Origin of the sequence: Algibacillus agarilyticus (assembly GCF_003286125.1) — a bacterium.
GTDB classification, from domain to species: domain Bacteria; phylum Pseudomonadota; class Gammaproteobacteria; order Enterobacterales; family Alteromonadaceae; genus Algibacillus; species Algibacillus agarilyticus.
This window is the reverse complement of the sequence record NZ_QMED01000022.1, coordinates 68,799-89,763: the sequence shown is the minus strand read 5'-3', so window position 1 is coordinate 89,763 and position 20,965 is coordinate 68,799. Positions and strand designations below refer to the sequence as shown.

The following is a 20,965-nucleotide window of genomic DNA, read 5'->3' as shown; positions in this document are numbered from 1 at the left end:
AATAAAGGATTATAATCCCATTATTGAGGTGAATATGATTAAAAAAACAAATAAACACTATACCGTAGAATTTAAACAAGAAGCGGTTGCTTTAGTGATTGAGCAAGACTATTCAATTGCTCAGGCAGCTTCTGCGCTAGGTATTACTGATAAAATACTTTACAACTGGGTTGCCAAGCATAAAAAACAAGCTGAGGGCACCACATTATCAACAGATGAGCGGGCTGAATTAATACAACTCAGAAAGGATAATAAACGCTTACAAATGGAACGTGAAATTTTAAAAAAGGCTTCAGCCTTTTTTGCGAAAGAAATGAAGTAAGGTATTCATTTATTGCTGAGCTCGATGCTCGATACCCTGTCTCACTTGCCTGTGAAGTCATGCAAGTGAGTACATCGGCCTATTACGCTTGGTTAAAGAGACCAGGTGAACTTATTAGCGCTGAAACGTTAAGATTATACCGATGCGCCAAAAAATTATTCAAGGCCAGTCGAAATAGTCTAGGGAGTCGAGAGCTGGCTAAAGTATTACGCAAAAAAGGCTTTGATATATCACGTTATAAAACAAATAAGTTAATGAACCAATTAAAACTCGTTGTAACTCAACGGGTTGCCTACAAGGTAACGACAAAACGAAAACACAGTGATGCCGTCGCTGATAACTTGTTGAACATGAATTTTAATCCCGTAGCCCCAAATCAGGTGTGGGCAGGCGATGTGACGTATTTGAAAACAGGCGAAGGTTGGTTGTATCTCGCGATTGTTATGGATTTGTATTCCCGCCGTATTATTGGCTGGCACATATCTAAGCGTATGACACGAGATTTAGTTGAAAAAGCGTTGATTAAAGCGCATAACTTACGTAAACCGCCAAAAGGCGTGGTGTTTCACAGTGATCGTGGATCACAATATACGAGTACAGGGTTTAGAAATTTACTAACAAAATTAGGCTGCCGAGCGAGCATGGGCAAGAGAGCAAGATAACGCTTGGAATACCTGCAAAGACATCATTTTTATACCTAATCCTTACCTTTCAAAAGCTCAACAAGAAATCATAGCAACCGATTTCAACATGAATGACAACAAACTAGTGCTCAATGTCAGGCAACCATTGATAATGTATTACAAGCAGCGCTTTCATATTTGTGAAGATAATGAGCTATTAGAAAAACACCCTACAAAATACCATTTAACCATGACTGGTAATGGACAATCTTTTTATCCGCAAACATGTAACACAATTGTCCAATAGGCCGTTGGACAAATATCTTGGGGTCACAACATCGCAGTCAGGTGGAAAGATATTTAGAAGCAATCGCGGTGTGGAATTTTAAGTAAGCGATCATTTTAGCCGTGAACAGACAAGTTTCTATCTATTAATTTTTGCTGCAGCTTCAGCCATACCACCTTTAGATACTTTTGTTTGTCGCGTATAACGCTCTACCATTGATAAACCGGTCCAGCCGCCGGATATTTGTATTTTAACTGGGTCAATCCCATTTTCGGACATGGTAATGGCACCACCAACTCGCGCACTATGGGCTGTTAAAGGGTTATCTAAATCTAATAAAGTGCTAATCAATCGGAAATCGTTTAATACGGTTTGATATTGAATAGGTTTATCTTGAACTCGTTGATTAGGGCTTAATGCGCGTAATATATAACCCTCATTGATTTTAAATTCATGTTTATATTCTTCGAGTAATGCAATTGTTGTATTGCTTATAAATCTATATGACCCGACTTTTCGTTTATCTGTTTTAGATTTTGCTAAAAAAACGGTGTTTGATTTGGATTTAATATCTGTGAATTTTAATTCTGATGCTTCGGAAGCCCTTAGCAGACCATCAAACATTAAGTTAACCAGTAATCGAGCTCTAATAACTAATTTGTTATCTGGAATAAGGTTGTCATTAATGTAATCAAGCATTTCGCATAGTAAGGGTTCAGCTTGTTTTTGTATTCCTGATCTTAAAGAATTTAAGCTAACCGAAATGTGCTGAGAGAGAATTTTTGATTGATACTGCGGGTTTGGCCATTCCATAACTTTTAAAAAAGTAGAAAGAACAGCAAGCCGATGTTCAATTGTGGCTCTAGATAATTCGGTCTCATGCAGTAAATAATGAAAGTAAGATTCCATTGTTGATTTATTGTTTTGGAAATCTTCACTGAAGCCAGTGACATTAACATTATCACTACAAAAAATAGAAAAACAATTCATCGCATTATTATAAGAGCGTTGTGTATTAGCCGGTAAATACTTAAAAACACGGTCGTTATACTCAACGGCTTTTTTTCTCTCATCTTCACTTAAAGTAGATCCCGCTAGTAGTAACGTTTGATGGGGAAGCGTAGTTAGGGCCATAATTTTCACCGAAAAAATTAAGGTATATACCAATTTAAAGTGTTGAGTAACCACGTTAGCACAAAATACCTTTAAAAACATGATTAATCACTATTAAAGATAATAGTTATTTATCTTTAATAGTGATTAATCATGTTTTAGTTTGCTTGATTTTCACTGGAGTTTGCTGTTATTTTTCATTATTATAAAAATATGATTAATCACCATTAAAAAGAACAATGAATAGATCTTTTAGAAAGTCGCGTCTTTTAAATATTTTGCGTTTTTTTAACGATAAACCTACTGAATTAGATAAAATACCGGTAGCGCAAAGTATCCCGCTTCTCGACGCTCTGCGTTTATATGAAAAAACAGAGCTTGATGAGTATAAATACCAATCAACCCAACTATTAAATGAAATATTTACAGAAGAGTCTTTTAATAAGTTTGTTAATCGTATTAGCCGGTTTAAATCGGATAAAAAAATTAATCCACGTCATGTAAAGTTGGAACCATCAACTAAAGCATTAATAGAAAAAATTCACTCTTTGACAAATGAGTTTGAAACCGATGACGATGTTATTTTTGAGGCCTTAAACGATTTAATTGAAAAGTTATATTGAATCAGAAAGCTTTATGGACATCTAAACCAATGACATCGGCAATATCGACAAATAAGGAACTATCGAACATGGTTGTCACACTATTTCCTTATCGCAATTTTACGTATGATTTTGACACTGGCAGGGGGGGAGTACTTTGTCCCTAAAGGTTTATACTCGATAAATCATCCCAGCTATCGGGTGGGTTACCGGACTTTAACATCTTGGCAAAAACCTTATAGGCATCATTTTTACTTTCGTATGCGCGTTTACTACTATCGTCATTTACCCAGGCATAAACGATAATTTTTGATTGAATATCGTATCGAAAAAACAATCTATATTGCTGGAAAAATTTAGCTCTAAACCAATGTTTGTTTTTATCACCTAGCGTTTTACCTTGGCGATAATCTGGCTTTGTAGGGTCTTGAGGAATGACTTCAAACGCTAACTTATGGATAGCGGCGAGTCTTTTGGTATCGTTCTTGTTGAGGTAGTCAACAGCATCTTTTTGTTTAACTTTCTTCTCTAAAAGTTCATATTGCTCAACAAATAATGGGTGTGTGTATAACGTCCACCCATTCACTACGATGGCTGCATTAACCGACAAGGCTATTCATCCTCATCAAGCAGTGGCGCATCTAAATCTAATTCAGTACCAGCGATTAATAACTCCACGCGATCACGCATCGATGCCGTAAGTGGCTGAACTTTTTCAGGATGCTTTTGCATATCATTAGCAACAAAAGCTAAAAAGGATTCAACAACAGGATCACTTTTAGGTGACTCCACGCGAGAAAGCATGACATTACCGTTAGGCTGAATTTCAAACTTAATTTTATCTTTTTTATTTAAGTGCAATGCTTGACGTACAACACTAGGTACAGTTGTTTGAAAGCGGTCGGTTAATGTTGATTCTGTAACTAAAGTTGATTGTGCCATTATTCTCTCCCAAAACTAAGCTTATGACCAATGGTAATGCAAATGCATTACCATTTCAAGGTTGTTAACTAAATGTACTACTGTTATTTAATGCTGATGGATGACTATTGTTATAGTCAAAGCGATCGGGTTTTAGGGGCAGGTTTCTAGTTCCAGACGAAACCGAAGTACTTACATCCATGTAAGCAAAGCNCGTCAAAGCTACCGCGTCCTGCTCTCGCCCCTTACCTGCATCCATGCAGGCAAGCTTCGAGACCTCATGAGCATATGCTTTATTATGTGATTGGGGCCGCCTAAATGGATTTAGGTGTTAGAACGACGCAGGAGCCAAAGTCGAGAGTAAGCGCTGACAATGAACCATAAAACCTGAGCGAGAAGACTATATTTATAATAATTTTCGGGTGTATGCACGCTAATAATATTGATGTATAAATTAAAATGGTATGCACGCATATAGATGCATGTAGGGGTTTAGCCTTTTATATTGCATTTTTTGTGTATCATTAACTAACTTAGTGTGAATTGGTGGCGGTGTGATCTCTCTTGGATTTAATTTAACTGGCTTATTCTCTAAATTATGAACAAAGACGGGTAGTCTAGGCTTAATTCGAGTTAAGGGTAAATCAAAACTCTTAAACCTCAAAATGAGTTCAACGGGACGTGGCCGGATAATCCTAAGCTGAATGTTTTGTTGAGCATACATTCTAACAAATAGAATTGTTTTTTCGATGTTGGATTGCCACTCATCGATAGATACCAGCATTGTTGAATCTAATTTATTATATCGGCTTTCGAGACTTTCAATAAATTCATCAATATTATTAATTGGCTTTTCTCTATTAAAATCAATATTCCAACCCGATGAAATTTTTTGAACCGGGTCTTTAATATACGTAATTTGCCGTTCAATCATTTTTAAGTTATGCATAGGCAATGATTGATATAATAAATCATTGGTTAAAAACGACCTATTCCCTTGCTCATCTGTAATTGATTTTACTTTGCCGGTCGTGATAATAAATTTAGATAACATCATTTTTTGGGCATTAATCATGTTGATTTGATTAATGATAAGTTGCCAAAGTTTATGATTCATAACCTGAACATATCCTGGAAAGCGTAAAACTCTCTTGCTGTCATCACCGGGATCAAATTGATGTTGCTTAATCGCTTGATTGAGTAAAGGTAAAGAGCCTCTTTTAAGGATCGGCGCAGATAAAGTTGAGGGGCAGTTTTGCCCTAGCATAATAACGTTTGCGTCTATAAACTCTTCCCCATTTAATAAATCACGGCATAAACAGGTGATTAGATTATTTAGGATTTCATATTGTTCACGTACGTAGTCGATATCTTTTTGGTCAATCATTGTTACGCTTAGTTTGAAATAAGAGGTTGTGAATAACTATAGTATTTTTGCACACACATGCAACAGTTTGGTTAATATGAACAATCGACCTTGCGTATCTAATCACATTAAAAGAACGACAAAGCAAATAAACAAAAACACGTTTAGCAAAATATAGGGCGGGTTAACGCTTAATGTTTTTTACAACTATATTAGCATGTGTGTGCAAAATAAAGTGATTAATCATTGTTTTACTAAACCTTAAATAGACTTACTCTTCTGACAACCAGACATTAATTAACTTTAAAAAAAATAAGTCTTCTTAATGCCTGAGACAAAATAATTACTCTTTAAAAAATCCAAGCAAACGCTCAATTAATTCATCTTCTAGGTGATCAATTTCCAAAACTAAATTTCCTTTGTTATTAATTTTGGTTTTCAAACCTTTACGCCTTAACTTCATAATAGATTTTTGATGCTCTGACGGTGTATAGACCTGATTAACCTTTGTATTTAATTTATTGATAGCCGAAAGCTCTTTTTCAAATAAAGCTTTGATTGCATTCGTTTTTTCTTTGCAATATATATCATCAAGCAACTTGTCTGAGTCTAAATCTATCTGTTTAGCTACATTAATCGTTACTTTATCGAGTACATCAATATCAACTTTATTTAGACTAAGAAGAAAACGAATTGGTATATATTTTATTGCAGGGAACAAGCTGATCACATCATAAGACATTTTAGAAATATCTTTAGCATTTTGTGATGTCCCCTTTGAAATAGAATAATGCTCCATTATTTCAGTTATCTTCATATCACTATTCATTTTTTTTAGTGACATTGCGATATCAACTGTCGTCGGTTTATCGTATGAATCAGCAGTTGAAGCAAACCACTTTTCATCCACAGCTTCCATCGACGCGGTTAACCATACTTTCAATTTTGCACCTGGAATATGGCTCACACAAAACGAACGCCTAGTTCCTTCAAGCAAGGTTAAACCATTAGCCGTTCCATAAGCTTTTACAGGTTCTTTATTTGATAAATTATCTTTAATACCAGGATAAATATCATTAACTGATGCTAGCGTTAAATGCTCATTACTTCTTTGATTAAATTCAGATTTTTTTACAACCTGACTGACATTTTCACTTGGAATACTGATTAATCTAAATTCATATTCATTACCGCTAGGCGCAATAATTTTATAAGATTCTCTTTCTCTTTTATTAGCACCTCGGCCACTAGCATAAAAATTATTACCCATTATTCATCCGCCTTCACTTTGCTTTTAGATTCGATAAAACCAAGAAATTCATTTATTAATATATCCGTATACGGTTTTATTTTATCTAACTGTTTATCAGGACAAAGCTTCTCAACTTTTTTAATATCGAAAACAGTGCAATTGTTTTGAGCTGCAGCTTCAAATGCTTGTGAGTTAATCATTCGAGCAGGGAACATCCATTCACCTGAAGCTAATGCCTCTCTTGAAGCCGATAATACTTTTTGATCTCGATTGAATTCAGCATTGCAATTCGTCGCTAGCACTTTAAGCCATTCAATGTTTTCGCCTTTATTCGGTAGCGTTTGCATCAATTGATGGGGTAAATTTCTTAAAAATTGACTTGTTGAATGCCAGTCTAATTCTTTTGGGCTAAAAGGTACTAACATACCTGTAGAAGCATATTGAGCAGACCATACCAATGGGTTAATGTGAGGTCCAGTGTCCAAAAAAATCACGTCGTAATCATCTTTAACCGAATTAATAATTTTTTCTTTTAACAATTTCACGTGTTTTAAATCGCCGGTTTTGGCAAAATGCATCCAAGCGGCCTGTGAAAACCGTTCATCTTCAGAAAAACTAGGCAATACATGTAAATTAGGAATGTGAGTTTCATGAATCGAGCTTTTCAGAATTTCTTCGTGGCTCAACCCATCATCTAAGTATTCTTGATACAAACCATCAGATTCATCTTCCCCTAACATAATATCAACAGCCGTTAGTATATCAAATGCGTATTCTTGATGGGGTAATAGATACTTTCTTAAGCTACCCTGTGGATCTAAATCAATCACAAGGATTTTTAATCGCTCACCCAACAAAAGAGATAAACCTGCAGCCAATGTGATCAAGGTCGTTGACTTGCCGGTTCCTCCTTTTTGATTTTGAGAATTAATGACGTGTGTTTCGTAGTTTTTATCTGACCATTTTGGTAATTTCAACCAATCCATCAGGGCGTGCATATGTTTTAGCGTAAATAGATAAGATGAACTATTAGGTTTTAAAACCTCGTCAATTACCCCTAACTTTACAGCCTCATCGTACTTAGCTTTGAATGTTACACGATTCATACCACATGCCTTAGCAGCAGCGACCATGTTTAACGCATGGTTTTTAATTATTCGTTCTATATCGTGAAACGTACGCTCTTTCGAAACGGCTTTGTAGCGCTCTTCATTTTTTTTGTCTAAGTGTTGACCTAACTTTAATAAATCATCTATTAATGTTGTCATTTTAAAACCCGATTAACTTTTAATAGTTAAATCTTACTACAAAAAAACAACATGTAAATATAAAATTTACACAAAATACATAAAAAACCACAAAACATGTAAAGATACACAATTAAAACAAATAGACAAAATAAACGATTATTGTCGTTTTGTTTACATTAATTAAGCCTAGATCAGATAGCGATGCTCACTATGCTTTACAAAGAGAAAGAACGCTTGCCAAAATATCCTCAGACGAAGCATTGACAGATAAATGAAATGGAGTAATTAACCGCTAGCGGAAGCCTCGATTAAATTATTTATGATCCCAGTCATTTACAGGCAACCCACTCACGAATAACGCTTAAAAAATCAGGTAGCCCTCATGAAAAATAAAAAAAGGCGCTAACCCACGTAGAGAGAAAGCGCCTAACATACAACAAAGGCTATCTTTTTTTAAATATGTATTACCACCACACGGTATAAATAATACAAAGAATAATCACAACGCCAAGCGAAGCAATGTTAAAGCCTTTGGAGGTTTCAAAATTAACTTCACTTAAATTAACACAAGTATTATTTTGCTCTGATTTACTCATCAACGACATCAAAATAGTCACACCAAAACAAAGTAACAACACAATGCCCATGCGATCCATGAACGGGTATTCTGGCGCCATCACTTTAATTAACACAGAAAACACGGCAGAACCAACCCCCGCAGCTAAGGCAGCGTTAGCGGTTGTGCGTTTCCAGAACATACCCGTGATAAAGATCACCACAATACCCGGGGTAAATAGCCCGGTGAACTCTTGAATATATTGAAACGCTTGATCAAATTTACCGAGTAAAGGCTCTGCGGTAAGCAAACCAATGCTTAAAGCGACTAACGAAGTGATACGCCCAATATGCACATAATGACGCTGGCTTTTATTTTTAACCGCTTTACTGTAAATATCCATCGTAAAGATCGTTGAAATACTGTTGGTCATTGAAGCAAGCGAAGAAACAATAGCCGCCACAAGAGCCGCAAATATTAAGCCTTTAATCCCCACTGGCATTAAGTCCATTAAAGCGGGATACGCTAAATCATTTTTCTCAATTTCTGGGTATAAAATTACAGCCGCTATTCCGGGAACAACAACAATAATCGGCATTAATAATTTTAAATATGCCGCAAACACAATACCTTTTTGCGCTTCTTTAATGTTACTCGCGGCTAAGGCACGTTGAATGATATATTGATTAAAACCCCAATATGCAAGGTTAGTCACCCATAAACCACCGACTAAAACTGAAATGCCGGGTAAGTTAATATATTGCGAATTTTCTTCAGATAAAATCATATCGAAGTGGCCAGGTAACTTTTCGGTTAACACCCCAAAACCAGCGATAAACCCTTGCCCGTCTGATACCGCATCAAGTGCTAAATAACTGAGTAACAAACCACCAAATACTAACAATACCACTTGCAAAATATCAGTATAAGCAACGGCTTTTAAGCCACCATATAATGAATAAGCAATTGAGAATATCGCTAAAAATATCATGCCAAACATCGCATCAACACCGGCGACACTTTCAAACGCCAAACCACCTAACCATAAAACCGAGGTTAAATTAACAAAAATATAAACCGCCAACCAAAAAGTGGCCATGACCGTTTTAACGCGAGTATCAAAACGCTGCTCTAAATACTGCGGCATGGTATAAATATTATTTTTTAAAAATACGGGTAATAAGTACTTGCCGACTAAAACCAACGTTAATGCAGCCATCAACTCGTACGAGGCAATACCCATTCCTAATGCAAAGCCAGAGCCCGACATACCGATAATTTGCTCAGCCGAAATATTAGAGGCAATTAATGAAGCACCAATAGCCCACCAAGGTAAGGCTTTACTGGCTAAGAAATAATCTTCAGTGTTCGTGCCTTCTTTTTTATCGTTACGCGAGATCCACAATGCAATACAAAGCAAACCGATTGCATAAACAATAAATATAAAAAAATCGAGCGTTGCTAATTTCATAATAATGTTCCTAAAAAAATAAACGAATAGGCGGTTGGCCTACGCAATGGCTTTAGCTAAAAAAAGTTTACGCTTACAAAGCAAAGCATTTTAGTAAACCATTTAGCAATTCTATAAAGTGTACCGCACTTTTCTGGATATGTTAATATAGTATTACTATTAAGTTTAATATATTACTAAAAAGATAAATTAGGAATAAACGACTACTAAAACAAATAGCGTTTTAGGGTAAATAAAATAAAGTTTACTGTTTAAAAACAACCGCCTAACTTTAACCAACTATTGTATTTATATTTTCTTATACAGATTGAAATTAAGTAACGTAAAAATTAAGTAATACTTATTGGTTTTATAATACAAAACAAGTGACAAATAATTACACTTTCGTATCAATGGATACCCTGTATTTAATTCATCAATAATTTATGCGGGAAGAATATTGTAGAGAAAAGAAAAATGCTTATGGGAAACTAATTTATCTATAAAATTTACGGTTGAACTTACATTCATCGAGAATAAAAACAAGGAAAAATGACACTAACCTGCAATCCTTGAAGGTCAGTGCCAAAGGTGAAAATCTTTATCTAATACCAATCCATATTAATAAGTGATCTCTCAGAATGCATCCAGCGGTTTTTGAACAAGGCGTCGGTGTACAGGAATGGTTGTTCCCTTTCAAATACCGATAACGCAGATTAAAAGCCGCTGGGGCATTCCTTTCAGGCGAGTTTTAAATGCGCTTACTCTGTGTTGCTCGAACTCAAAAGAGCACCACTATTCTTTCATTTAAGCGCTCGCTGAGTGGGCAGTTATTATTACGGATTGGTATAACACTCGCAACCGGCATAAATAGTAAAAAAAGCCCGTTTGCACGGGCAAAATCAACCATCACAAGGTAGACAAAAGGGTTACTCTGCTTCTCTAAAATAGAAGTGTTGGCAAATGGTATCTTTCCACACTTCTTGCATTACGTTGTCGTCATTTTTTAAACTACAATTTCCAATTTTAAGCGCTAAACCGTAATGCGAAACCATACGTAACGCACCATTAGGTAATAATTCAAAACGCCACTCACTGTCTTTTTCATTACATTTGGCTTGTACAACATTATCAGCAATATCAACTTTTCCGTCTGACTGACCATTTACAGCCAAACATAAATTATCAGTATTTAATGATTTAAACGTATAAAAACCATTTTCAGTTGGGCTGGCTTGCCATTTTTGACAAGCTAAATCTTTATATTCAACCTGAGTAATATTCGCATCAACATCAGCAGAACAACCTTCAACCGAAACCACTTTACCGCTATTTGCGTTGATCATCGCTAACGTCGAAACAGGCTCTAAACGCCAATCTGTACATTGCGTAAAACGATCACCACCGGTTACAACCGCAGAGCCAGACGCACTACCACAACCAGCGATTTGTAAATGCGATAATGATTCTGCATTCGCAAAGCGCACCCAACCTAACTCCGATGCATCAACATGCCAACGCTGACAATTTGACGAAATCCAGGGTTGAGCCATTACACCTTGTGCATCTGTAGCGCAATCAGCTTGAGACATAAAGGTACCAAAATCGCTATTAACTAATCGGAATAAACCATCATTTGCAGGGTCTACCACCCACTCTGCATTATCGGCAGTACAATCTTGTGCCGACACAACACCTTGTGCATCAGCCACTAAACATAAATTAGAACCTCGGTTAACGACTTTATATTTAACGCCTTGAACTTGTGCGGTTAATGGACCTTGCTCACCACTCGGTACTGCTAAAGCTTGCTTATCCATAATGGGTTCGCCAAAGTTAGGTAAACCATTTTCTGACCAGGTAAAGGGTTGCGCACGAGTAGAACGAGTACCACTACAACCATCCGTTGGCGACGAATTACCATGATAAATTAACCATTCTTCACTGCCATCAGGTGAGGTAAAAAAGCCATGATGTCCAGGGCCATAAACCCCATTCGCTTTTGAAAAGAAAGGCTTATCAAATTTATGCCACGATTCAGGTTTAACCGGATCATCGCCAATTAACTCCACCACCGCTAATTTATAATCTTCGGTATTACAAAAACTGGCTGAATGCGTTAAAAATACACGACCGTTATGTTTAATAATTTCAGGGCCTTCATTGACTTTAAGACCTGATTGTTCCCATTTATATTCTGGGCGAGTGATCACATTACGTTCACCCTCGAGTGTCCAAGGGTTTGTCATTTTAGACACTAAATTAACCTGTTCTGGCCCTAACCATTCAGACCAAGTGAAATAAAGCGCGCCTTTGTGTTCAAAATAACTACCATCTATATTCCAATGATCAGGCATTGGTGTACCTTTATACTGGTAAGGTCCCATTGGATCGGTGCCTTCACTTTCTAAAATATGATTGCGTTGCCCGCCAAAATTCTCTTCAACACCTGAAGTAATGATCACATACCAACGCAAACCTTCTGGCCGTTCAATTGGATGAAACTCAAAGGCCCAAAAGTTAAAGGCACGTGAAGGATCCGAACCTGACCAAATATAATGCGCAGGCGCATCCGCTAAACCGGCAATAGTCGGCGATTTACGCATCACTAATTGAGAGGTCCATGTGGTGGTGGTTAAATAATAATTGCCTTCGTAATAATGCATCCACGGATCTGCACCATTACGCAATACTGGGTTAGCAAACGTATCAGCAGCGATCTGTAACTGCTTGTCTTGTTCACTGTTACTGTTCTGCGTTAAATTACACCCCGCTAACGTGGTTATAAATAACAAAGCCATAATGATAAACCGTGTGCCCGCAACTAAGCTGACAATAGGCGTATTGATAGCGCCTTTAAAATTTGAAATACACTGCATTTTTCTACCTCTGGTGAGTGTTTATAACTATTCGAATTACTTTATGTTGCTACGATATTTAACGATGTCTTGGCTATTAACCTGTGGCCAACCATCAGCTTGCCAATCAACATCAATAATTTTTAATTTGGGCACGCCGTTGTCTTTTGCGTCATAAGCATGAAAAACTAATTTTGTGATGCCATCGACATCGTAAATACTATTATGACCAAGACCAAACCAACGCTTATCACCTTGCAAAACAATAGAGCCGCCCCCTTTAGCCATCGACAAACCGGCTTTATCTAAATAAGGTCCTTCTACCTGTTTAGATCGACCTACCACCACTTTATAAGTGCTTTCAGTGCCACGACAGCAAAAATCCCAAGATACAAATTGGTAATAATATTCACCGCGTTTAAAAATAAAAGGTGCTTCAATTGCCCCAGGATAAGCATCTAAATCATCGGTATAAATAGAACGGTCGCGCTTAGCAATGCTGTGCCAAACCTGAGGTTGAGCGAGTCGAGTTAAAGAATCATCTAACTTAACCAACTTAATGCCAGACCAGAAAGATCCAAATGACATCCACGTATCACCTTTGTCGTCTTTAATAATGGCGGGATCAATTGCGTTCCATAAGTCACGATTGGGTATAGAGCGGATCACAATGCCATGATCAACCCAGTTAAATTCACTCGATTTAGGGTCAAGCGTTTTATTGGTTACCACACCGATTGCAGACGTATTTTTACCAAATGCCGAAATCGAGTAATACACATAAAATAAACCATTAGCTTGATAAACATCAGGTGCCCACATGTGACCATCAAAATTAGGTACAACCTGCTTTATCCAAGCCGGAGACGATTTAAAAACCGATCCATTAGGTTGCCAATTCACCATATCGGTTGATTCATAAAAGCTGATACCCAGTCCGGTAGTAAATAAGTAATACTTATTACCTACTTGTGTCATGACGGGATCATGCGCAATAACTTCTTGCGCATTAGACTGAAAATTAATGCTAAATAACGTGATTGACAAAAGAAACCATAACCACTTGAATTGAAAACGATTTTTCATAATAAACCCCAAAATTAAGTAACAAGCTTCACTATAGGTGTAGTCAAGGTGTTACAAACTCACAAATTAAATATTCAATATGTTAAGAAAATAATAGCACAATATTAATTAAATGCTATAGTATTACTATTAAAGTTTTTTAATCAATATGACGAGGTTCACATGAAGTCTGCTCAACATTGCGTAAAGCAACTATTCACTACAGCAAAAATCTTGATTATCGGATTAAGTACCACAATACTAGGCTGTAACATGCCCACAAACAGTGACACAAACACCTTAGCCGAAACGCCCATGACCTATAATAATCCTTTAGTTGAACAAAGAGCCGATCCTTGGATCTATAAAGACACTGATGAAACATATTACTTTATTGGTAGTGTGCCGGAATTTGATCGCATTATTTTGCGTAGCGCCAAAACCATTAATGGCCTAACAAACGCAGCCGAAAAAACAGTGTGGCGTAAACACACTACCGGCCCAATGAGTAAACATATTTGGGCACCCGAACTGCATAAAATTGATGATAAATGGTATATCTATTTTGCAGCATCACGAGCTGAAGACATTTGGCACATCAGTATGTACGCCTTATCAAATTCATCAGCTAACCCAATGGAAGGAGAATGGATAGAAGAAGGACAAGTAGACAGTGGATGGGAAAATTTCGCATTAGACGCTACAACCTTTAAACATAAAGGCAAACGTTACATGATTTGGGCTCAATCAAACAAAGAGCGCAGTTATAATACGGCTCTTTGGATGGCAGAAATGACAGGTCCAACGTCAATTGATACTTCCAACGTTATTGTATTAACCAAACCCGAGCTAGCATGGGAAACAATTGGCTACAAAGTAAATGAAGGCCCTGCAGTGATCATACGTAACGGTAAAGTATTTGTAACTTACTCAGCCAGTGCGACTGATCATAACTATGCCATGGGGTTATTATGGGCAGATGTTGATAGCGATTTAATGAACGAAGCCTCTTGGCACAAAAACCCAACTCCCGTGTTAAGCACAAATGAAGATGTAAAACGTTACGGGCCTGGGCATAATGGCTTTACCGTGGCAGAAGATGGCGTTACCGACTTACTCATTTATCATGCGCGTGATTATCGTGATCTGATTGGTGATCCATTATCAGATCCAAACCGCCATGCACGCATCCGTAAAGTAAACTGGGACGAAAACGGCTTCCCTGTTTTTGGCCAAGCACTCGACGATTAACCAACAAGCTTTAGCCTACCAGTGAGACTATTTATAATAGTCACTGGTAGGTCTGTCATCATAATCATCTCAATCTATTCCACAGATACTTCAAATTATAAATGTTCAATGCAATCAACCAGATTAATACCAATTCATATAAATAAGTGATCTCTCAGAGTGCATCCAGCGGTTTTTCAACAAGGCGTCGGTGTACAGGAATGGTTGTTCCCTTTCAAATACCGATAACGCAGGTCAAAAGCCGCTGGGGCATTCCTTTCAGGCGAGTTTTAAATGCGCTTACTCTGTGTTGCTCGAACTCAATAGAGCACCGCTATTCTTTCATTTAAGCGCATTTAAACGCTCGCTGAGTGGGCACTTACTATTGCGGATTGGTATAAATCGTGATAAATCACAACAGGTGCAAGGAACGACTACCATTCGCTTTGTAAAAATTCATCCATCACTTTAGCGGTAAGAGTTAGGTAGGGGTCGAATAACCAAAACGTATGAATAACTTGATCAAACTCGTGTAATCGAGTAGGTATATTTAAAGCAGTCAATTGATTAAATACACGTTCTCGCCCTTGCGTAAACCGTTTTTGGCCACTGCTTATCACCAATAAAGGCGGCGCATCTTGCGATATATATTCAGCCGGTGAAGCCTGTCGCCATAGACTATTAGCATTTTGCCAACTACCGCCAATCCATAAAGCAAAAGCGGATTTATCTTTCTTCTTGTTTTCATGCTTTAACGTTTCTGGATCCGTTAAATCGAGTACGCCATCTAAATCAATAATGGCATTTAACCTGGACGGTTTGCGCAATATTGGCGTTACGGGTTTAAACAATGGCAAATGCTGGGTAAAGCCAATTAAAGCCGCCATATGTCCGCCAGATGAGCCCCCCGCTATTGCAATTTTAGTCGGGTCAATATTTAAATTTTTAGCGTTCTTTTTTGTCCATTCAATAGCTTGATTGATGTCTTCTAAACCGGCAGGGTATGGGGCTTCTATAGATAAACGATACTCAGGCAATATTAAGGTATAACCTTTTTTCGCGAGTACATTAGCCAATGCATAAAAATGTGATTTGTTGCCGCTACGCCAACCGCCGCCATGTACCATGACGATCGCTTGATGATTACTTTTAATAGGTAAAAACACATCTAGGTGTAAATCGCGTGTTGATAAAGATTGGTAAACGCGATCAAAATAAACTTTTTGTCCTTGTGCAAACACAAGTTCAGGCTCGATTAACTTAGCCTCTTTTTTGCTGTATTTAGCAAAGCGCGCGGCAACCGTGTAACTATCGTCTACGGTAAATACTCTAGCTTGAAGAGAGTTAATATCTAATATAGCCAATAATACAAAGCTAAACATAAGCCATGGTTTTATACGTAGATTAACACAGAGTGTAGTCATGATGATTTTCTCGTTTTACTAAAATCCTGATAAACACATCGAGCAGAAACAAAAAAATCAGATTAGCCAACGCAATCTGATTTTTGTTATCTATACCCAAGTGAATTATAGTTTTCTCGCTCAGGTTTTAGGGTTCATTGTCAGCGCTTACTCTCGACTTTGGCTTCTGCGTCGTTCTAACACCTAAATCCATTTAGGCGGCCCTAATCACATAGTAGAGCATATACTCATGGGGTCTCGAAGCTTGCCTGCATGGATGCAGGTAAGGGGCGAGAGCAGGACGCGGTAGCTTTGACAGCTTTGCTTACATGGAAGTAAGTACTTAGGTTTCGTCTGGCACTAGAAACCTGCCCCTAAAACCCGATCGCTTTGACTATAGATATAGAGCTAATTCACTTGGCGTTAGCGTAAAAATACCTAACTAATTCAACATATCGTGTATCGCCACACCCGCTAACATAAAGGGTATCGTTCCTTTGGGGTCGTTATTTGAGACAGGCTCTTGCATATAATACAAATACGAACCATCACGCCCAAACCCTAATCCCGCTACATAACATTGGTTAGTCATACTAATGGTGCCATCGGCATGCACTAAGATAAACTCGTTAAGCAAGCCTTGATACGCTTTTACCGCGTGCGCTTTATAACTCGCATCGATATAGCCTTCATCTACAGCTTTTGCTAAAAAGTAAACAAACATAGAAGATGCGCTTGATTCACGATAGTTGCCAACGGCATTAGGTTTATCCATAACCTGCCACCACGTTGCAGTTTGCGAGTCTTGCGCTTTTAATAAGCTGGCGGCGGTTTCTTGCACTATTTCAATTAAAGGGGCGCGAAGTTCGGTTTCAGAGACGGGAATAATATCTAATACATCAACTAAAGCCATGACAAACCAGCCCATACCACGCGCCCAATAATTAGGTGATAAACCGGTATTTTTATCGGCCCAATCTTGTTTTTTAGCTTCGTCCCAGGCGTGATAGTAATAACCTGTTTTGGCATCTTTTAAATATTTCCGCGTGAGCACAAACTCGTTAACCACTTCTTCTAAGCTATGTTGACGCGTATCACCACTTTCAAACATCATGGCGTATTCCGCTAAAAAGGGCACGCCCATATAAACGCCATCTAACCAAAGTTGGTGGGTGTATTTCTTTTTATGCCAAAAAGCGCCCTCTGAGGTTCTTGGGTGCTCAACTAATTGCTGGCGTAATAACTGGGCCGCTTGTTGATATTTTTGCTCACCGGTTTCTTTATACAAAGCCAATACCGAACGACCAGGGGCAATACTGTCTATATTAAAATTAGTCTTTTTATAACGTTTAATGTTGCCATCGTCGGTAATAAAACTACCCGCAACATCAACTAACACTTGTTTAAAATCCGGATTATTCGTTTTATTACCCAGCTCATTAAACATAAACGGATATAAACCTAGAATATCGTATTCAAATTTTGGCAAGCGACGACGATTTACATCCCAACCATCATATCGATAAGTGTTACCTTTGCGTTTAAGCTCACTATCAGCCATTTTTACCGACCAATTAAGCGCACTTTGTGCCGTCACCTCACCCAATAAACTCGCATTGGTTAGCTGAGTGTTGATGCGTACTCTTGGCTGAATTGTTAATTTTTCAGCTTCTTGATTTAAATATTCGATAAATTTTTGCTTAGTATCAATGCCACTTTCTGGCTCCCATACTGCCGCAAAATAATAATCAACTTGCTGCGCTTGTGGGTTAGTCGCAGTCGGTAAACCTTTGGGAGCTAAAATAGCTAGGTAGTTTTTCTTATCTTGGGTGATTTGCTTAACAAATTCTTTTTTGAAAAACACAGCCATCCCTAAATGGCTCCCATCAAGCGATTGTTTTCCCCAACTCGCAATATAACTATAAGCGGCACTCGTGATGTTTAAATCACCTTGAATGAATTCTGTATTTTTGTGCTTAACTAAACCCGCGGCAAGCTTACCGCTGGGTTTTTCTAAATCTAAGGTCAGTTTAGCTAACCGACTACCGGCTTGCATGGCAATACGAGCCGTTATGTCTTGTTTACCAACTTCACTTTGCCAGCCTTGATAATCAATTTTCATTGAAGATCGAATAGCACCGTTTTCATTAATGGTTGCTGTCCATTGCTCAACATCTTTTATCAAACTTAATTTATCTTTGTGCCATAAACCAAAACCACCCGCACCGAGTGAACGACCTACTTTGAGAATATCCATGCCCCAAGGTTGCAATTCATGATAAGAGGCATAACCATCTTGCCCTACTTTTTGTAGTGCAGGTTCTGATGTTAGTTTACCAAAAATATCAAAACCATTACGGTGATCTAAATACACGCGATAACCGACTTTATCCGATTCGATTCCAGGGCCTTCATAACGGATCCAATTCGAATGGTCAGTGTAATAACTAGGGGGCGTTAATTGCTGTACGTTAGTAAATTCCCCCCCAATATATTCTTTATACTGACTTTCTTTATGTTTGCTGTGAGGAACCCAAGTACCACCCGTTTTGTGTGAAATTTCAGCCTGGGTTCGTTTAATAAAATTATTTTCAATGGCCGCTGTTTTAACAATATCAACCATGACGGTTTCACCCGCAGCTAAATTAAGTGCTAACAGCAACCCATCTAACGTGCCATCTTGATCAATATCAACCGCCTGAGAAGCAAGCGATTTACCTTGCATACTCGCGCTTAAATGCGCCCCCTGTTCAGTCAACCCTAAATCGTAATAACTAACATACAAACTTTGATCATCACGTTTAAAATCAGATGGATTTTGCACTTCAATATTAGCCAATCGGTCTTGTGTTAATCGTCTTGTTTCGGCCGGTGTATCCACCGTATTTATCGGTTGAGAAAGATTGCAACCCGACATTAAAATACTAACTGACGATAATAAAGTGACAGAGCATGCGATAGATGTGCAAGATAGTGAAAATAATTTCATTCGAACCTCTTATCAATTAATCTTAAATTTTATACGCATTTTTAACCAAGCCATAAGTCAGCTGGTAAGCTAAAGTATGGGCTTCGGTCATATTAATTTGATGATTCATGACCAACTCAGCTAAATAACGACAATCAACTCGGCGTGCCACATCATGCCGAGCCGGAATAGATAAAAATGCACGCGTATCATCATTAAAGCCGACGGTGTTGTAAAAGCCAGCCGTTTCGGTGGTTTGCTGACGAAAACGATACATGCCAGCGGGGCTGTCATGAAACCACCATGCAGGCCCTAACTTAAGACTTGGATAATGACCCGCTAATGGCGCTAACTCACGGCTATAAACCGTTTCGTCTAACGTAAACAAAATGACACTTAACTTAGGATCATTACCGTACTTGCTCAATAACGGCTTAAGCGCATTCACATATTCCGTTTGACTTGGGATATCACAGCCTTTATCACGACCAAATTTATCAAACACGTTTTGGTTATGATTACGGTGTGCGCCGGGATGAATTTGCATCACTAAGCCATCGTCAATACTCATGCCCGCTAACTCAGTTAACATTTGACCACGAAACAACTCTTGTTCCATTTCTGTTGCAATGCCGGCCATACATTTATCAAGTAATGCCTGACAGGCTTGTGGGGTTAAATCGGCTGTTAACGCCGTTGGATGACCATGATCCGTTGCGGTGGCCCGCCCATTAACTTTAAAGTATTCACGACGTTGGCGAATAGCCGCTAAATAACCTTGCCAATCAGTGGTATCTTGACCGGTTAATTCTGCTAAATGACCTAAATTTTGTTGGAAATCTTCACGACTTGCATCAACAACATCATCCGGACGGAAAGATGTTATCACGCGCTGAGCGGCGGGCTTATCTTTAATAGCAATATGATGCGGCAGCTGATCTAACGCACCTTCTGTTGTGGCAATTAATTCAATATTGAACTTATCCATAAGCGCCAATGGTTTAAATTCTGGCGTAACTAACTGGCGATTAATTTCATTGTAATACACCATCGCATTAGCTGAACATAACTTATCGGTAAAACCAAATACATTAGCAAATGTCGCATCCAACCAATAACCCGACGGCGTACCGGAAAATAAGTAATAATGATCAGCAAACAACTGCCATATTTTTTCAGGATCAGCGTGTTGGGACGCCGCGGAATCACCCAGTAAACCACTTTGCGGAATCCCCAAAGTTTCAAGGCTAATGCCTTGGCTATAAAGCATTCTAAAAACATAATGATCTGGCTTGATCAACAAATCAGTCGCATTATCCCAATTTTTATTTTCATTAAACCAGCTTGGATCTGTATGTCCATGTGGGCTAATAATCGGTAAATTTTTAATCTCGTTGTATAGCTCACTCGCTATCGCAGCAACTTTGCTGTCGCCCGAAAATAAGCGCTCAGGATGCAAAGATAATTTTTGAATTAAGTTGCTCATTTTAACCTCTAATAAAGTCTAATATAAAACAAGGCTACCGGTGGCAAACCAATAAACAAATCCGCACTAAAAATAGGTTTACTGCTCCCCTACCGTTATTCAAAACAAGGTAAAGTAAATGACTTACATTATAATCTTGCTTGAAGCCAATATAAAACCGTTAAAAAACGTGTTAAAAAATAATTGCATCAAACGTTATAATCACTTTTTAAAT

Annotated in this window: 15 protein-coding genes and 1 pseudogene; 4 read left to right on the top strand and 12 right to left on the bottom strand. The window is 38.0% G+C overall.

Features of this window, described 5'->3' with window-relative positions:
* Nucleotides 1-34: 34 nt before the first annotated feature.
* Nucleotides 35-969, top strand: a pseudogene (locus DPX34_RS15785) (IS3 family transposase); the annotation flags it as partial.
* Nucleotides 970-1,006: 37 nt separating this feature from the next.
* Nucleotides 1,007-1,252 carry a BrxR family transcriptional regulator gene (locus DPX34_RS22450; protein WP_499698292.1) on the top strand — a complete coding sequence of 82 codons (246 nt, stop codon included), beginning with the start codon at nt 1,007-1,009 and terminating at the stop codon, nt 1,250-1,252.
* Nucleotides 1,253-1,369: 117 nt separating this feature from the next.
* On the opposite strand, the gene DPX34_RS15780 is transcribed toward DPX34_RS22450, so the two are convergent.
* On the bottom strand, nt 1,370-2,365 hold the full coding sequence (locus tag DPX34_RS15780) for a tyrosine-type recombinase/integrase (RefSeq protein WP_157964756.1): 996 nt from the start codon (nt 2,363-2,365) through the stop codon (nt 1,370-1,372).
* Nucleotides 2,366-2,583: 218 nt separating this feature from the next.
* Here DPX34_RS15780 and DPX34_RS15775 point away from each other — a divergent pair, with 218 nt between their 5' ends.
* Nucleotides 2,584-2,967, top strand: a complete 384-nt coding sequence (locus tag DPX34_RS15775) for a hypothetical protein (protein ID WP_111979410.1) — start codon at nt 2,584-2,586, stop codon at nt 2,965-2,967.
* Nucleotides 2,968-3,109: 142 nt separating this feature from the next.
* Here DPX34_RS15775 and DPX34_RS15770 read toward each other — a convergent pair whose 3' ends face one another.
* From DPX34_RS15770 to DPX34_RS15735, 8 genes are all read right to left on the bottom strand, one after another.
* A complete protein-coding gene (locus DPX34_RS15770) occupies nt 3,110-3,556 on the bottom strand; it encodes a type II toxin-antitoxin system YhaV family toxin (RefSeq protein WP_232824769.1) in 447 nt (148 codons plus the stop codon).
* A 2-nt stretch (nt 3,557-3,558) separates the two neighbouring features.
* Nucleotides 3,559-3,888, bottom strand: coding sequence for a type II toxin-antitoxin system PrlF family antitoxin (locus DPX34_RS15765; RefSeq protein WP_111979409.1), 330 nt, complete (start codon nt 3,886-3,888; stop codon nt 3,559-3,561).
* A gap of 433 nt (nt 3,889-4,321) precedes the next feature.
* Nucleotides 4,322-5,254, bottom strand: a complete 933-nt coding sequence (locus DPX34_RS15760; protein WP_111979408.1) for a DNA replication terminus site-binding protein — start codon at nt 5,252-5,254, stop codon at nt 4,322-4,324.
* A gap of 322 nt (nt 5,255-5,576) precedes the next feature.
* Nucleotides 5,577-6,503 (bottom strand): ParB N-terminal domain-containing protein, encoded by a 927-nt coding sequence (locus DPX34_RS15755; RefSeq protein ID WP_111979407.1) that lies wholly within the window; start codon nt 6,501-6,503, stop codon nt 5,577-5,579.
* On the bottom strand, nt 6,503-7,753 hold the full coding sequence (locus DPX34_RS15750; RefSeq protein ID WP_111979406.1) for a ParA family protein: 1,251 nt from the start codon (nt 7,751-7,753) through the stop codon (nt 6,503-6,505). The genes DPX34_RS15755 and DPX34_RS15750 overlap by 1 nt, the downstream gene beginning before the upstream one ends.
* Nucleotides 7,754-8,199: 446 nt before the next feature.
* Entirely contained in the window at nt 8,200-9,762 is a 1,563-nt protein-coding gene (locus DPX34_RS15745; RefSeq protein WP_111979405.1) for a sodium/sugar symporter, read from the bottom strand.
* Nucleotides 9,763-10,670: 908 nt separating this feature from the next.
* The gene (locus tag DPX34_RS15740; protein WP_232824768.1) at nt 10,671-12,620 is read right to left on the bottom strand and encodes a family 43 glycosylhydrolase; all 1,950 of its coding nucleotides are present in this window, start codon (nt 12,618-12,620) and stop codon (nt 10,671-10,673) included.
* A gap of 36 nt (nt 12,621-12,656) precedes the next feature.
* Nucleotides 12,657-13,685, bottom strand: coding sequence for an arabinan endo-1,5-alpha-L-arabinosidase (locus DPX34_RS15735; RefSeq protein WP_111979404.1), 1,029 nt, complete (start codon nt 13,683-13,685; stop codon nt 12,657-12,659).
* A gap of 252 nt (nt 13,686-13,937) precedes the next feature.
* On the opposite strand from DPX34_RS15735, the gene DPX34_RS15730 reads away from it, so the two are divergent.
* A complete protein-coding gene (locus DPX34_RS15730; RefSeq protein WP_232824767.1) occupies nt 13,938-14,915 on the top strand; it encodes a glycoside hydrolase family 43 protein in 978 nt (325 codons plus the stop codon).
* A gap of 413 nt (nt 14,916-15,328) precedes the next feature.
* Here DPX34_RS15730 and DPX34_RS15725 read toward each other — a convergent pair whose 3' ends face one another.
* The 3 genes from DPX34_RS15725 to uxaC form a co-directional block, all read right to left on the bottom strand.
* Nucleotides 15,329-16,318: an alpha/beta hydrolase gene (locus DPX34_RS15725; protein ID WP_111979402.1), complete on the bottom strand. Its 990-nt coding sequence runs from the start codon at nt 16,316-16,318 to the stop codon at nt 15,329-15,331.
* 421 nt (nt 16,319-16,739) lie between these two features.
* On the bottom strand, nt 16,740-19,286 hold the full coding sequence (locus tag DPX34_RS15720; RefSeq protein ID WP_111979401.1) for a DUF4861 family protein: 2,547 nt from the start codon (nt 19,284-19,286) through the stop codon (nt 16,740-16,742).
* 22 nt (nt 19,287-19,308) lie between these two features.
* Nucleotides 19,309-20,751 carry a glucuronate isomerase gene (gene uxaC, locus DPX34_RS15715; protein ID WP_111979400.1) on the bottom strand — a complete coding sequence of 481 codons (1,443 nt, stop codon included), beginning with the start codon at nt 20,749-20,751 and terminating at the stop codon, nt 19,309-19,311.
* Nucleotides 20,752-20,965: the final 214 nt, after the last annotated feature.